The sequence below is a fragment of the Pseudoxanthomonas sp. LH2527 genome (assembly GCF_022539275.1).
In the GTDB taxonomy this organism is placed as follows: domain Bacteria; phylum Pseudomonadota; class Gammaproteobacteria; order Xanthomonadales; family Xanthomonadaceae; genus Pseudoxanthomonas_A.
The window spans coordinates 140,504-154,697 of the sequence record NZ_JAKZBW010000004.1; the positions used below are offsets into that span (position 1 = coordinate 140,504).

Below are 14,194 nucleotides of genomic sequence, written 5' to 3' on the forward strand. Positions count from 1 at the left end.
TATCGGCCTGACGCCCGCGGGCGGTCAGAACGTCATCTTCAACTCCGGCGCCAGCGCCTGCAGCCGCGTGCGGAACTCGGTCTTGATCCGCTCCAGCGCCGCCTTGTCGTCGGCCTCGAAGCGCAGCACCAGGATCGGCGTGGTGTTGGACGCACGCACCAGACCCCAGCCGTCATCCCAGTCCGCACGCAGGCCGTCGATCGTGGACAGGCGTGCACCCTCGAATTCGGCGCCCTCGACGAAGCGCTCGACGATGGCGTGCGGCGTGCCGTCCACCACGTCCACCTTGATCTCCGGCGTGGACACGCCGTCCGGCAGTTCGGCCAGCACCTCGGAGGGCGTCTCGCTGCGGTTGGCCAGGATCTCCAGCAGGCGCGCGGCGGCGTACAGGCCGTCGTCGAATCCGTACCAGCGCTCCTGGAAGAAGAAGTGCCCGCTCATCTCGCCGGCCAGTTCGGCGCCGGTTTCGCGCATCTTGGCCTTGATCAGCGAGTGCCCGGTCTTCCACATCATCGGCGTGCCGCCATGGCGCAGCACCCAGCCCTGCATCTTGCCGGTGCATTTCACGTCGTAGATGATCAGCGCGCCCGGGTTGCGCTCCAGCACGTCGGCGGCGAACAGCATCAGCAGGCGGTCGGGGAAGATGATGGCGCCTTCCTTGGTCACCACGCCCAGGCGGTCGCCGTCGCCGTCGAAGGCCAGGCCGATGTCGGCGTCGAAGCGCTTCACCGTCTGGATCAGGTCTTCCAGGTTGTGCGGCTCGCTGGGGTCCGGATGGTGGTTCGGGAACGTGCCGTCCACTTCGCAGTACAGCGGGATCACGTCGGCACCGATCGCCTCCAGCAGCTGCGGGGCGATGTCGCCGGCCACGCCGTTGCCGGCATCCACCACGATCTTCAGCGGACGCTCCAGCTGCACGTCGTCGGCGATGCGCTGGATGTAGTCGGCGGCGATGTCGCGCTGCTGCAGGTCGCCCGGCACGCCCGCCACGTACAGGCGGTTGTCGCGGATGCGCTCGTACAGGTCGGTGATGGCATCGCCCGACAGGGTCTGCCCGCCCACCACGATCTTGAAGCCGTTGTAGTCCGGCGGATTGTGGCTGCCGGTCACCGCCACGCAGCTGCCGGCGCGCAGGTGGTAGGCGCCGAAGTAGGCCACCGGCGTGGGCGCCAGGCCGATGTCGATGACATTGCGGCCGGCCTTGCGCAGGCCTTCGATCAGGCCGCCGGCCAGGTCCGGGCCGGACAGGCGGCCATCGCGACCGACGACGATGTCGGCCAGGTCCTCGTCGCGCATCACCGAGCCGATGGCCAGGCCGATCAGTTCGGCAACCTCGATGCTCAGCGACTTACCGACGATGCCGCGGATGTCGTAGGCGCGGAAGATGCCGGGATCCACCTCGACCGTTTTGCCTTCGGACGGCCGGTAGGCGTCGCTGCCGTCGCCCTCGTCGGCCATCGGCGCACGCGCGCCGGCGGCGGGCGGCGGATCGCGCAGCAGCGCTTCGCCGAGGGTCGGTTCATCCATGTCGCTCATCTCTGCTCCCTTGTTTCCAAAACGTCCCATCCGCAGGCCGCCGCGCGCGGCCAGCACGGCCGCGATCGCCAGCGCCGCCAGCACTACCGCCACCACCAGCGCGGGGATCGCGCCCAAGCCGAGCGGACCCGACTCGCTGTCCGGCGCGGCGGTCGCCACGCGCAGGCCGGTCTTGCCCACCGCGTGGGCCATGCGTTCGGCGCCGTCTTCCAGCCGGGTATTGCCGCGCTGCTGGATCGAATAGCCGCCCTGGCGCAGCGCCAGGTAGCCGCCGGCGGGCATCGCCACGCCATCGAATCCTTCGGTCAGCCGGGCCAGCGGCACGCTGGCGTACAGCACGCCCTGCGGCACGGCGGCCGCCATGCCGAACACGGTCCGGTCGCCCTCCTTCACCACGCGGGCGGCCACGGCCTCGCCCTGCATGCCGGCTTCCAGCAAGGCCAGCCGGCTGTAGCCGAAGGTCGCGGCGTCGTCGTACGCCGCGGTCAACGTGCCGTCGAGGATCTCGACTTGCCCGACGCCGGCCCAGCCGTCGCGGACGGCCGCTACCGCGGCGGGAATGTCGTTCGCCGCCAGCGCCGCCTTGACCGGCGCCGAGGCCAGGCGCTGCTCCAGCTGCCGGACCTGGGCCGCATGGCTGGCCTGCACGGCCTGCACCGCCTGGTCGCGGGCGCGTTCGACGTCTTCCAGCAGGCCGGCATCGCGCCACTGGCGGACACCGCTCCAGGCCAGCAGGCCCGCCAGCAGGCCCAGCAGCACCGCCAGTTTCGGCAACGCGCCACGCAGGTCGCCCACGGGAATCCGCATGCGGTTCTCGCTCGTCGTGTTCATCGGTTTGTCCCCTGTCACCGCACGCCGGTGTGGCCGAAGCCACCCGTCCCCCGTGCGCTGTCGGCGAAAGTATCCACCACTTGCAGGCTCACGCGCACGACCGGCAGCACCATGACCTGGGCGATGCGGTCGCCGGGCTGGATGGTGAAGGTCTCGTGGCCCCGGTTCCACACGCTGATCAGCAGCGGCCCCTGGTAGTCGGCATCGATCAGGCCGGTGCCGTTGCCCAGCACGATGCCGTGGCGGTGGCCCAGCCCCGAGCGCGGCAGCACCACCGCGCACAGCTGCGGGTCGCCCAGGTGCAGGGCGATGCCGCTGGGCACCAGCGCCGCGTCGCCCGGTTCCAGCACCAGCGGGGCGTCCAGCGCCGCGCGCAGGTCCATGCCGGCGCTGGCCTCGGTGGCGTAGGCCGGCAACGGCCATTCGTCGCCGAAGCGGGGATCCAGCAGCTTCACTTCCACCGCGCGCTCTGCGCTCATGCGTTCAGTCGCTCCACGATCAGGTCCATCAGGTCGTCGGCAAGCCGCGTCTTCGCTGCGGAGGCGAAACTGCGCTCGCCGTCCTTCCAGTAGGCCGTCATCGCGTTCTGGTCGCTCTCGAAGCCGCCGTCCGCGATCCCCACCCGGTTGGCCACGATCATGTCCAGCCGCTTGGCGTCCAGCTTCTTGCGGGCGTACTCGGCCACGTTGTTGGTCTCGGCGGCGAAGCCGACCACCAGCTTCAGCGCCTGCGTCTGCGCGGCCACCTCGGCCAGGATGTCGGGGGTGCGCACCAGGTCCAGCGCCAGCGATTCGCTGGACTTCTTGATCTTGTTAGCGACCGGCTCGCGCGGCGTGTAATCGGCCACGGCGGCGGCACCGATGTAGAGGTCGGCCGGCAGTGCGGCGAACACGGCAGCGCGCATCTGCGCCGCCGACCGCACGTCCACGCGGGTCACGCCCGCCGGGGTGGGCAGGTGCACGGGACCGGCCACCAGGGTGACGCTGGCGCCGCGCCGGGCGGCACTGGCGGCGACCGCGAAGCCCATCTTGCCGCTGCTGCGGTTGCCCAGGTAGCGCACCGGATCCAGGTCTTCGTAGGTCGGGCCGGCGCTGACCACCACCTTCAACCCGGCCAGGTCCTGCGGTACCGAAGATGCGGTCGCCGGCCTGCCCGTCAGCGCGGCGACGATCTCCGCCGGTTCGGCCAGGCGGCCCGGGCCGGATTCGCCCTCGGCCAGCGGTCCGTCGTTCGGGCCGACCACCTGCACGTCGCGGCCACGCAACGTGGCCACGTTGGCCTGGGTGGCCGGGTGCTGCCACATGCGGTGGTTCATCGCCGGCGCGACGGTGATCGGCGCGGTGGTCGCCAGACACAGGGTGGTCACCAGATCGTCGGCCAGGCCATGCGCCAGCCGCGCGATCAGGTCGGCGGTCGCCGGCGCCACGATGACGCGGTCGGCCCAGCGCGCCAGTTCGATATGGCCCATCGCCTGCTCGGCGGCGCTGTCCCACAAGGTGGTGCGCGTGGGCTGTCCCGACAGGGCCTGGAAGCTCAACGGGGTGACGAACTGCTGCGCGCCCGCGGTCATGGCCACCTGCACCTCGGCCCCCGCCTCGCGCAGCCGGCGCACCAGTTCCAGCGCCTTGTAGGCGGCAACCCCGCCTCCCACGCACAGCAGCAGGCGTTGCCCCGCCAGACCCTGCGTCTTGTCCGATCCACTCACGTCGGGCCATTCCTACGTCGATACAGGCGATTAGCTTACCCGAACGCCCCCCGGCGCCCGATGCCGTCCGGCTCACGCTTTGCGCACGCTGTGCCCATGCACATACGCGACTGGCCCCAGGACGAACGCCCCCGTGAAAAGCTGCTGGCCCGCGGCCCGGCGAGCCTCAGCGACGCCGAGCTGCTGGCCCTTTTCCTCGGCTCCGGCCTGCGCGGGCGCGACGCCGTCGCCACCGCCCGCGAGCTGCTCGCCCACCACGGCCCGCTGCGCGCCCTGCTCGAGCGCCCGCCGGCCGAACTGACCGCGCTGCCCGGGCTGGGCCCTGCCCGGGCCTGCGTGCTGGCCGCGGCGCTGGAACTGGGCACCCGCCTGCTGCACGCGTCGCTCGCGCGGGGCGATGCCATCGGCGATCCGGACGCGGCGGGCCGCTACTTCGCCCAACGCCTGCGCGGCCGGCCGCACGAGGTCTTCGCCGCACTGTTCCTTGACACCCGGCACCGCGTGCTGGCGTTCGAGGAACTGTTCCAGGGCTCGGTGGACAGCGCCGAGGTCCACCCCCGCGAGGTGGCGCGGCGCGCCCTGGCGATGAACGCCACGGCGCTGATCGTGGGCCACAACCATCCGTCGGGCTGCGCGGAGCCCTCGGCCGCCGACCGCGCGGTGACCCAGCGGCTGAAGCAGGCGCTGGCGCTGGTGGACGTGCGCCTGCTGGACCATTTCGTCATCGGCGACGGGCCGCCGCAATCGATGGCGGCGCGCGGCTGGGTCTGAGCCCTCATCCGCGAGGCCGGGCTGAACCGCGCCGATCCCACGCAGGGACCGGGAAAACCTAGAATAGGCGGTTCCCACGCAACACGACGGTCTTCCGTGAAAGCTTCCCTCCGCGCCTTGATCGCCCAGGGCATCGACGCCCTGCGCTCCGTCGGCACGCTGCCGGCCGACACCGCCACGCCGGATTTCGTGGTCGAGCGCCCCAAGACCCGCGAACACGGCGACTTCGCCACCAATGCCGCCATGCTGCTGGCCAAGGCCGCGCGCAGCAATCCGCGCGCCATCGCCACCGCGCTGGTCGCCGCCCTGCCCGCCAGCGACGACGTGGCCAAGGTCGAGATCGCCGGTCCCGGCTTCATCAACTTCCACTTCAGCCCCGGCGCCTACCAGCGCGAAGTGACCACCGCCCTCGCACAGGGCGCCGCGTACGGCCGCAACGACAGCGGCGCTGGCCGCACCGTGGGCGTGGAATACGTCTCGGCCAACCCGACCGGCCCGCTGCACGTCGGCCACGGCCGCGCCGGCGTGATCGGCGATTGCATCGCGCGTGTGCTGGCCGCCAACGGCTGGGACGCCAAGCGCGAGTTCTACTACAACGACGCCGGCGTGCAGATCGACAACCTCGCCAGGTCCACCCAGGCGCGTGCGCTCGGCCTGACCCCGGACAGCGAAGGCTGGCCCGAAGACGGCTACCGCGGCGACTACATCGCCGACGTGGCGCAGGCCTACCTCAACGGCGACTCGGTCGAGGTCGAAGGCCACGTGGTCACCGGCGAGAAGGATCCACACAATCTGGATGCGGTCCGCCGCTTCGCCGTGGCCTACCTGCGCCGCGAACAGAACCTGGACCTGGCCGCGTTCGGCGTGTCGTTCGACCGCTACTTCCTGGAAAGCTCGCTGTACGCCGACCAGAAGGTCGAAGAAACCGTGCGCAAGCTGGTCGCCTCGGGCCACACCTACGAGGAAGGCGGCGCGCTGTGGCTGAGGTCGACCGACTTCGGCGACGACAAGGACCGGGTGATGCGCAAGTCCGACGGCAGCTACACCTACTTCGTGCCGGACGTGGCCTACCACCTCAGCAAGTGGCAGCGCGGCTACCAGCGCGCCATCACTGAGCTGGGCGCCGACCACCACGGCTCGCTGGCCCGCGTGCGGGCCGGCCTGCAGGCCTTGGGCGAAGGCATTCCGCCGGGCTATCCGGAATACGTGCTGCACCAGATGGTCACGGTGATGCGCGGCGGCGAGGAAGTGAAACTGTCCAAGCGCGCCGGCAGCTACCTGACGCTGCGCGACCTGATCGAAGAAGCCGGCGCCGACGCCACGCGCTGGTTCCTGATCGCGCGCAAGCCGGATTCGCAACTGACCTTCGACATCGACCTGGCGCGTGAGCAGAGCAAGGACAACCCGGTGTTCTACGTGCAGTACGCGCATGCGCGCGTCTGCAGCCTGCTGCGTCGCGTGGAAGAAAAGGGCCTGGCGGCCTACGACCAGGCCGCGGGCATCGCCGCGTTGCCGGCGCTCACCGACGAAAGCTCGCTGGCATTGATGGTGGAACTGTCGCGTTATCCGGAAGTGGTCGAAGCCGCCGGCATCTCGCTGGAGCCGCACGCCATCGCGCAATACCTGCGCGAACTGGCCTATGCTTTCCAGGCGTGGTACGACGGCGAACCGATCCTCGTCGACGATGCCGCCGAGCGCAACGCGCGCCTGGCGCTGGCACTGGCCGTGCGCCAGGCGCTGGCGAACGGACTGGACCTGTTGGGCGTCAGCGCGCCCGAAAAGATGTGAGCGGAGAGCAGTAGATGGCAGCAAGGCGCGGCAAGAACCAGGCCACCCGTAATTCCGGTCATGCGACCCCGGCATGGGTGTGGCTGATCCTCGGCCTGCTGATCGGATTGGCGGTGTATTTCATCGTGCCCGGCTTCGGCAAGAAGGACGGCGACGGCTTCTTCCGTCCGCAACCCAACCCGGATGCGCAACCGGCCCCGATCGACAGCGCCGATGTCGAGTCGGTCGTGCCCGATGCGCCTGCCGGTGACGCGCCCGCCACCGCCGCGACGACCGACGAATCCGCCGCGAAGGAAACCCAGTACGACTTCTACACCCTGCTGCCCGGCAAGGAAGTGCAGATGTCCGACGCGGAACTGGCCGCCAGCGCGCGCGAGGAAGACGCCCGCAAGGCGCGTGCCGCCCTGAACGGCCAGGCGACCACGCCCGTCGCCACGACATCGACCGAACCCGCATCGGCCCAGCCGACGCCGATCGACGAAACCGCCGCCGCACGCGCGACCGAAACACCGCGCGCGGCCGAGACGACCACGCCCCCCCGGCCGGCCACCACCGTCGCCAGCGCCGACACCGGTGCGCGCTACATCCTGCAGGCCGGCGCCTTCGGTGCATCCGGCGATGCCGAGGCCACCAAGGCCAAGATCGCCATGCTCGGCCTCAGCGCCCGCGTGGAATCGGCGCAGATCAACGGCAAGACCGTCTATCGCGTGCGCATGGGGCCGTACGGCACCGCAAGCGAACTGGCCGAAGCCAAGCAGAAGCTCGCCAGCGGCGGACTGCCGGCGATGGCGGTGAAGGCACAGTGAGTCCGGCGCGGCCGACGCTGCAGCGCCTGGTGATGGCCACCGCCGTCGCCATGGTCGCGTTGCTGGCGGCGTCTTGGCTGGTCGGGCGCGTGTTGCCGGCCGGCTGGCAGGACCTGGTGCAGACGCGCTGGGGTTACCTGGCCCCGATCAGCTACGTCGTGACCGCGCTCTGCATGGGCCTGGGGGGCGCGCTGGCCGGGTACCGCTTCCTGGTCGTGGCCGTCGGCCTGACCCTGGCGATGTGGATCGCCACGCTGTCGGTGCTGGCGGGCGTCGCCGGCGCGGCCTCGGACGTCGCCTATCCGCTCGCCTTCCTGTTGCGCACCAACGTGCTGAGCGCCGTGCTGTCGTTGCTCGCCGCCGCACTCGGCGCGTGGCTGGGCGCCCTGTGGTACCAGCGCCGCTTCGCGCGCCGCTGACCGCGACCCGCCTCCCTTCCCCCAAGGAATCCGCATGACCCGCACCGCCCTCATCACCGGCGCCACCTCCGGCTTCGGTGCCGCCGCCGTTCGCCGGTTTGCCGCCGCGGGCTGGCGCGTTGTCGCCACCGGCCGTCGCGCCGATCGCCTGCAGGCGCTGGTGGATGAGCTGGGCGCCGACAAGGTGCACGCCGCCGCCTTCGACATCCGCGACGAAGCGGCGATGGACGCCGCACTCGCCGCACTGCCGGCGGATTTCCGCGGCATCGACCTGCTGGTGAACAACGCCGGCCTCGCGCAGGGCACGCTGCCCGCGCAGCGCGCGCTGCTGTCGGACTGGCGCACGATGATCGACACCAACATCACCGCGCTGGTCACGCTGACGCATCGCCTGCTGCCGCTGCTGGTGGAACGCAAGGGCGCCATCATCAACATCAGCTCGGTCGCCGGCGTGTACCCGTATCCCGGCGGCAACGCCTACGGCGGCAGCAAGGCCTTCGTCAGCCAGTTCTCGCTGGGCCTGCGCAGCGACCTGCACGGCACCGGCGTGCGCGTGACCACCATCGAACCCGGCATGGCCGAAACCGAATTCACCCTGGTCCGCACGCATGGCGACCAGGCCGCGTCCGAGAAGCTGTACACCGGCGCCAACCCGATGACCGCCGACGACATCGCCGAATCCATCTTCTACGTCGCCACCCTGCCGCCGCACCTCAACATCAACCGGCTGGAGATCATGCCGGTGTCGCAGTCGTTCGCGGGCTTCCAGGTACATCGCGACGCCTAGACGGAGCGTCCGCGCCGGTCGCACGGCGATTTGTTCCCGCCGGATTGAACCGTTTCCGCTCAATCCGGCACCTTGATTCCCGATGGAAGGCGACAGGGGCAGGCACGTGCAGCGGGACACGGAACGGATACTGGACGAGTACCTCGCTGCGGCGGCCCGAACGGGCGACCGCGTCGCGTGGGAGCGTCTGGTCGCGCGCTGGCAGCCGCGCCTGCTGCGCCACGCGTGGCGGCTGACCGGTCATCCGGACCTCGCCCGCGACATGGTGCAGGAGGCGTGGGTCGAGATCGTGCGCGGCCTGCGCCGCCTGGACGATATCGCGGCCTTTCCGGCGTGGGCGTTCCGGATCGTCACCCGCCGCTGCGCCCGCGCGATCCGCGGACGACAGGTCGAGCGCGCCCATCTCGTCGAGGCCGAGCTCGAAACGGTGATGGCGGGCGAACAGGACGCGGCGGGCGAGCGCGCGTCGGAGCTGGCCGTCGTCAGGGCGGAGATGCAGGCCCTGCCGGCGCCCCAGCGTGCGGCGCTGTCGCTGTTCTACCTGGAAGACCTGAGCGTGGCGGAGATCGCCGTCGCGCTCGACGTGCCACCGGGAACGGTCAAGACCCGGCTGATGCATGCGCGGCGCAAGATCCGCGCGCGACTGGAAGGAATCTCCGATGGACAAGACTGACGACCTGATCAAGCAGACACTCTCGGCCGAGGATCGCGACCTGCTGGCGCGACACGGCGAACCGGGCTATTTCTCGCAGGCTTTCGGCCTGTTCCGCGGCTCGCTCGGCTGGGTGGTGTGGGTGGCCTACCTCTGCGGCATCGTCGCCTTCGCAGGCTTCGGCGTGTCGCTGTGGCAGAGCTGGCATGCCACCGACGCATTGACCGCCGTGCAATGGGGCGTGCTGGCCGTCGTGCTGTTCCAGTTCACGACGATCATGAAGTCGTTCCTGGGCAGCCACATGGAGGCCAACCGCATGCTGCGCGAACTCAAGCGCGTGGAGCTGCAGCTCGCCCTGCTGCGGGATGCCGGAAGCAAGAATCCGTGAGCGCGGAACCGAGAGCCCTGCGATGAGCCTGGAACTGCGTCCGTGCCGGCTCCTCTTGCGGCTGCTGACGACGTTGCTGCAGGTGATGCTGGCCTGCTGCAGCGGCACCGCGTGGTCTTGAACGGTGGCCACGCGCGAATGAGTCCGGCCGCCACGTGACGTGCGCCATGCGCACGTCACGTGGTTTCAGATAGCACGAGGTCGTGCGCGCGGCGCACGCTACGCCAGCGGTTCGTCCGAGAGGTAGGTGTAGCCGGTCAGGCCGGCTTCCAGGGCGTCGGCGAGCCCCTGCGATTCGTCGGCCGGCAAGCCGGCTTCCTCCACGCGCTGGCGATACACCGCGCGCAGGTCGTCCAGCTTGTAGCCCACGTAGTCGAGCATCACGTCGGTGGTGTCGCCGCGGCGCTGCTGGGTGAGCAGGTAACCGTTGGCGGCGTCGGCGCTGACTTCCACGGCGTCGGTGTCGCCGAACAGGTTGTGGATGTCGCCGAGGATTTCCTGGTACGCGCCGACCAGGAAGATGCCCAACCGGTAGCTTTCGCCCGGCTTCAGCGCATGCAGCGGCAGCGAGGAATCAAGCCCCTCGTTCTCGACGTAGGTCTTGACCATGCCATCCGAGTCGCAGGTCATGTCGGCGATGATGCCGCGGCGCGCCGGCGCTTCGTCCAGGCGGTCGATCGGGACGATCGGGAACACCTGGTCGATCGCCCAGACGTCGGGGATCGACTCGAACACACTGAAGTTGACGAAGTACTTGTCGACCAGGCGCTCGTTGAGTTCGTCCAGCAGGTCGCGGTGGCTGCGCTCGTCGCTGCTCAGGCGCGCACGCACGGCATGCGCGATGGCGTAGAACAGGTCGTCGATGCGCGCGCGGTGGACCAGGTCGATCTGGCCCAGCGCGTACAGCGACAGGCCTTCGCTGTGGTGGTGCTGCGCCTCGTGGAACAGCTCCACCGCCGGACGCGTATCGAGTTCGGCATGGATCTCGCGCAGATGGCGGATCACCGAGGGCTCGTCGTCGTGCGACGGCGGCACGCGGCCTTCCGGCGCCTGCTCGACTTCCGACACGTTGACCACCAGCACGGCATGGTGCGCGGTCATCGCACGACCACACTCGGTGACGATGCGCGGCGGCGTGAGGCCGTTCTGTTCGCAGGCCTCGGCCAGCGGCTGCACGATGTTGCTGGCGTACTGGCCGATGCCGTAGTTGATCGAGCAGTAGCTGCGCGAACGCGTGCCTTCGTAGTCGATGCCCAGGCCACCGCCGACGTCGACATGGCTGATGGTCGCGCCCAGCTTGGACAGTTCGACGAAGTAACGCGTCGCCTCGCGCATGCCGTTGGCGATGTCGCGTACGTTGGAAATCTGCGACCCCATGTGGAAATGCAGCAGGCCCAGCGTGTCCTGCAGGCCGGCGTCGCGCAGTTGCTTCCACAGGTCCAGCACCTGGCGCGGGGACAGGCCGAACTTGGCCTTGTCGCCGCCGCTGTTCTGCCACTTGCCGGCGCCCAGCGTGGCCAGGCGCATGCGCACGCCCAGGCCGGGCTTGACGCCCAGCGCGCGCGACTCTTCGATCACCAGCGCCAGTTCGGACGGCTTCTCGATGACGATGAAGGTCTGCAGCCCCAGCTTGCGACCGATCAGCGCCAGGCGGATGTATTCGCGGTCCTTGTAGCCGTTGCAGACGATCAGCCCGCCCGGGCGCGACAGCGCCAGCACGGCCATCAGCTCGGGCTTGCTGCCGGCTTCCAGGCCGAAGCCCTCGCCGGCGTGCGAGGCCAGCGTGCCGGCGACGCCGCGGTGCTGGTTGACCTTGATCGGGTACACCGCCGTGTAGCCGCCCTGGTACTCCCAGTCGGCCTGTGCCTGCGCGAACGCCGCCTGCAGCTTGCCCAGGCGGTCGCCGAGGATGTCGGGGAAGCGCACCAGCAGCGGCAACTGGGCGCCCTGCGCACGCGCGGCGTCGACCACTTCCGGCAGCGGGATCAGCGGCCCCTGCGCGCCCTTCGGCGACACCACGATGCGGCCGGCGGCGTCCACGTCGAAATACCCTTCGGCCCAGTGCGGGACGGAGTAGGTCTTGCGGGCGTGGTCGGTGGACCAGAGGGGGCTGGAAGTCATGGCGGTTCGCTGGGCTGGCGCGTGGCGACGCATTCGTCGATACCGCAGCGGAGGGTCCACGGCGGCGCGGACGCGCATTCTACAGGCTGCGGTCACATGGGTCCGTTACAATGCGCGCCCGCTAGACACCCCCTCCTCCGCTTGCGGGGGAGGGCCGGGGTGGGGGCAATCGAAGCACGTCGCGCCTGTCGATGCAGCATGCGTGAGGCCGGCGATCCGTTCTCCCCCCATCCCAACCTTCCCCCGCAGGCGGGGGAAGGGGCCGCTCCCTTCATCCGAGGAATCACCCCATGACCGCCAACGACACCTGGTTCATCGAACACTTCTCGCACACCGGCTCGGCCATCGGCTTCCGCACCACCGGGAAGCTGGACGAGGTGCAGTCGCCGTTCCAGAAGATCGAGATCTACGACAGCACCGACTGGGGCAAGCTGATGGTGATCGACGGCGCGATGATGCTGACCACGCGCGACAACTTCTTCTACCACGAGATGATCAGCCACCCGGTCCTGTTCACTCATGCCGCGCCGAAGCGCGTGGTGATCATCGGCGGCGGTGACTGCGGCACGCTGCGCGAGGTGCTCAAGCACCCGGGCGTGGAGAAGGCCACGCAGTGCGATATCGACGAGCAGGTCACGCGCATGGCGGAGAAGTACTTCCCCGAGCTGTGCGAGTCGAACAACGACCCACGCGCCGAACTGCTGTTCGACGACGGTGTGGCCTACATGGCCAACTGCGAACCCGGCAGCGTGGACGTGGTGATCGTCGACTCGACGGATCCGGTCGGTCCTGCGGAAGGCCTGTTCAACAAGGCGTTCTTCGAGAGCTGCTACCGCGCACTGAAGCCGGACGGCCTGCTGGTGCAGCAGTCCGAATCGCCGCTGGCGCTGCTGGACCTGATCAAGGACATGCGCGCCGAGATGGGCAAAGCCGGCTTCCAGTCGTTCAAGACGCTGCCGTTCCCGCAGCCGTGCTACCCGACCGGCTGGTGGAGCGTGACCATCGCCAGCAAGCAGGCGGGCGCCGACTTCGCGTTCCGCCAGGCGGACGCGGAAGCCAAACCGTTCGACACGCTGTACTACACCGCGCACCTGCACACGGGCGTGCTGGTGGCACCGCCGTTCGTGGCGAAGGCGTTGGGACAGTAGTCCACGCGCACATCGCGGCAATAAAAAAAGCCCCGCACTGCGGGGCTTTTTTTGAACACTACGAGGTCAGTCCTCGGTAAACGTTAGCCAACGAGGCACTTGATAGTGGCGCGCCTGCGCGACCAGATACGCCGCCATGATCAAACCGAACAGCAGTCCGGCGCTCAGCGATGTGGCAACGACCGCGATGAAAGGCTTGCCTTGCCACGACCAGAGCACCAGCCACATGACCACGCCCCAGAAGGTGGCGAAGAACCCGCCCATGACAAGAGCATTCACAGCGAAGCCGTTCATGTGGGGCGGTGGGATGCGGACTCCCGCTTTCCACAACAGCCGGAACATCGGCGGCGCATACGTACTGCGCCGGAGGCCGGATCTCTCTAGCCAGGCAAGCGCTTTCAACAGGCGGCCGTCGAACTCGCTGAGCTGCGTCATCCCGGGCACTCCTCGTTACAGCGCATCCGCATCCAGTTCGCCCGTCCGGATCCGCACCACCCGCTCCAGGTCGTAGACGAACACCTTGCCGTCGCCGATCTTGCCGGTGCCGGCGGCCTTCACGATGGCTTCGACGACCAGTTCAACCTGGTCGTCGGTCACTGCGACTTCCAGCTTCACCTTCGGCAGGAAATCCACCACGTACTCGGCCCCGCGGTATAGCTCGGTATGGCCCTTCTGACGACCGAAACCCTTGACCTCGGTGACGGTGATGCCGGCGACGCCGGTTTCCGCCAGCGCCTCGCGCACGTCGTCCAGCTTGAACGGCTTGATGATGGCCATGACCATTTTCATGCAGGGTCCTCCCGTGGATGCTGGGCGCAGGATAACGCGCCGCGACAGGGCGCGGTTGCGGTGCAGGGCGCGTCGCGGTTCAATGGCCGCCTCGCCGCCCGGACTTTTCCGACAGTGCTGCGCAGCGAACACCGATGGCGCACCCGCGTGCCCGCCTCGCAAGCTCGATGCACTGCCGGAGACCCCACATGATCGACCTCAACCATATCGATGACCTCGCCCGCCGCCTCAGCCAGCTGGTGCCGCCCGGCTTGCGCGACTCGCAGGAAGAACTGCAGCAGACCTTCAAGTCGACGCTGCAGGCGGGACTGGCCAGGCTGGACCTGGTGACCCGCGAGGAGTTCGACGTGCAGCAGGCCGTCCTGCTGCGCACGCGCGAGAAACTGGAAGCGCTGGAACGCACCGTCGCCACGCTGGAAGCCCAGCTGGCCGACCCGCCCGCCCAGTCCTGAT

Annotated in this window: 15 protein-coding genes; 9 read left to right on the plus strand and 6 right to left on the minus strand. The window is 69.3% G+C overall.

What is annotated here, in order from left to right; translation table 11 throughout:
• Positions 1 to 24: 24 nt before the first annotated feature.
• From MMG85_RS04165 to coaBC, 3 genes are read right to left on the minus strand one after another with little or no spacing between them, the layout of a single operon-like run.
• The gene (locus MMG85_RS04165; RefSeq protein ID WP_241044868.1) at positions 25 to 2,367 is read right to left on the minus strand and encodes a phosphomannomutase/phosphoglucomutase; all 2,343 of its coding nucleotides are present in this window, start codon (positions 2,365 to 2,367) and stop codon (positions 25 to 27) included.
• A gap of 14 nt (positions 2,368 to 2,381) precedes the next feature.
• Positions 2,382 to 2,846, minus strand: coding sequence for a dUTP diphosphatase (gene dut / locus MMG85_RS04170; protein ID WP_241044869.1), 465 nt, complete (start codon positions 2,844 to 2,846; stop codon positions 2,382 to 2,384).
• A complete protein-coding gene (gene coaBC / locus MMG85_RS04175; protein ID WP_241044870.1) occupies positions 2,843 to 4,072 on the minus strand; it encodes a bifunctional phosphopantothenoylcysteine decarboxylase/phosphopantothenate--cysteine ligase CoaBC in 1,230 nt (409 codons plus the stop codon). Before coaBC ends, dut begins: the two co-directional genes overlap by 4 nt.
• A gap of 96 nt (positions 4,073 to 4,168) precedes the next feature.
• Between coaBC and radC the strand changes: the two genes are divergently transcribed.
• The 7 genes from radC to MMG85_RS04210 all read left to right on the plus strand — a co-directional run bounded on the left by radC (position 4,169) and on the right by MMG85_RS04210 (position 9,683).
• Positions 4,169 to 4,843, plus strand: a complete 675-nt coding sequence (gene radC / locus MMG85_RS04180; RefSeq protein ID WP_241044871.1) for a DNA repair protein RadC — start codon at positions 4,169 to 4,171, stop codon at positions 4,841 to 4,843.
• Between the two features lie 96 nt (positions 4,844 to 4,939).
• Positions 4,940 to 6,631: an arginine--tRNA ligase gene (argS, locus tag MMG85_RS04185; RefSeq protein WP_241044872.1), complete on the plus strand. Its 1,692-nt coding sequence runs from the start codon at positions 4,940 to 4,942 to the stop codon at positions 6,629 to 6,631.
• Positions 6,632 to 6,645: 14 nt separating this feature from the next.
• Positions 6,646 to 7,437: an SPOR domain-containing protein gene (locus MMG85_RS04190; protein ID WP_241044873.1), complete on the plus strand. Its 792-nt coding sequence runs from the start codon at positions 6,646 to 6,648 to the stop codon at positions 7,435 to 7,437.
• Complete coding sequence (locus tag MMG85_RS04195; RefSeq protein ID WP_241044874.1) at positions 7,434 to 7,856, plus strand: hypothetical protein; 423 nt, start codon at positions 7,434 to 7,436, stop codon at positions 7,854 to 7,856. Before MMG85_RS04190 ends, MMG85_RS04195 begins: the two co-directional genes overlap by 4 nt.
• Before the next feature lie 34 nt (positions 7,857 to 7,890).
• Positions 7,891 to 8,643 (plus strand): SDR family NAD(P)-dependent oxidoreductase, encoded by a 753-nt coding sequence (locus tag MMG85_RS04200; RefSeq protein WP_241044875.1) that lies wholly within the window; start codon positions 7,891 to 7,893, stop codon positions 8,641 to 8,643.
• Positions 8,644 to 8,749: 106 nt separating this feature from the next.
• On the plus strand, positions 8,750 to 9,316 hold the full coding sequence (locus tag MMG85_RS04205) for a sigma-70 family RNA polymerase sigma factor (protein ID WP_241044876.1): 567 nt from the start codon (positions 8,750 to 8,752) through the stop codon (positions 9,314 to 9,316).
• Complete coding sequence (locus MMG85_RS04210; protein ID WP_241044877.1) at positions 9,303 to 9,683, plus strand: DUF6768 family protein; 381 nt, start codon at positions 9,303 to 9,305, stop codon at positions 9,681 to 9,683. The genes MMG85_RS04205 and MMG85_RS04210 overlap by 14 nt, the downstream gene beginning before the upstream one ends.
• Positions 9,684 to 9,902: 219 nt before the next feature.
• Here the strand turns inward: MMG85_RS04210 and speA are convergent, their stop codons facing one another.
• The gene (gene speA, locus MMG85_RS04215) at positions 9,903 to 11,804 is read right to left on the minus strand and encodes an arginine decarboxylase (RefSeq protein WP_241044878.1); all 1,902 of its coding nucleotides are present in this window, start codon (positions 11,802 to 11,804) and stop codon (positions 9,903 to 9,905) included.
• A gap of 290 nt (positions 11,805 to 12,094) precedes the next feature.
• Here speA and speE point away from each other — a divergent pair, with 290 nt between their 5' ends.
• Complete coding sequence (speE, locus tag MMG85_RS04220; protein ID WP_241044879.1) at positions 12,095 to 12,952, plus strand: polyamine aminopropyltransferase; 858 nt, start codon at positions 12,095 to 12,097, stop codon at positions 12,950 to 12,952.
• Positions 12,953 to 13,018: 66 nt separating this feature from the next.
• On the opposite strand, the gene MMG85_RS04225 is transcribed toward speE, so the two are convergent.
• Together MMG85_RS04225 and MMG85_RS04230 are read right to left on the minus strand one after the other, a co-directional pair.
• Positions 13,019 to 13,387, minus strand: coding sequence for a DUF6404 family protein (locus MMG85_RS04225; RefSeq protein ID WP_241044880.1), 369 nt, complete (start codon positions 13,385 to 13,387; stop codon positions 13,019 to 13,021).
• Between the two features lie 15 nt (positions 13,388 to 13,402).
• A complete protein-coding gene (locus MMG85_RS04230) occupies positions 13,403 to 13,741 on the minus strand; it encodes a P-II family nitrogen regulator (RefSeq protein ID WP_241044881.1) in 339 nt (112 codons plus the stop codon).
• Positions 13,742 to 13,929: 188 nt separating this feature from the next.
• Here MMG85_RS04230 and MMG85_RS04235 point away from each other — a divergent pair, with 188 nt between their 5' ends.
• Entirely contained in the window at positions 13,930 to 14,193 is a 264-nt protein-coding gene (locus MMG85_RS04235) for an accessory factor UbiK family protein (RefSeq protein ID WP_241044882.1), read from the plus strand.
• Position 14,194 lies beyond the last annotated feature (1 nt).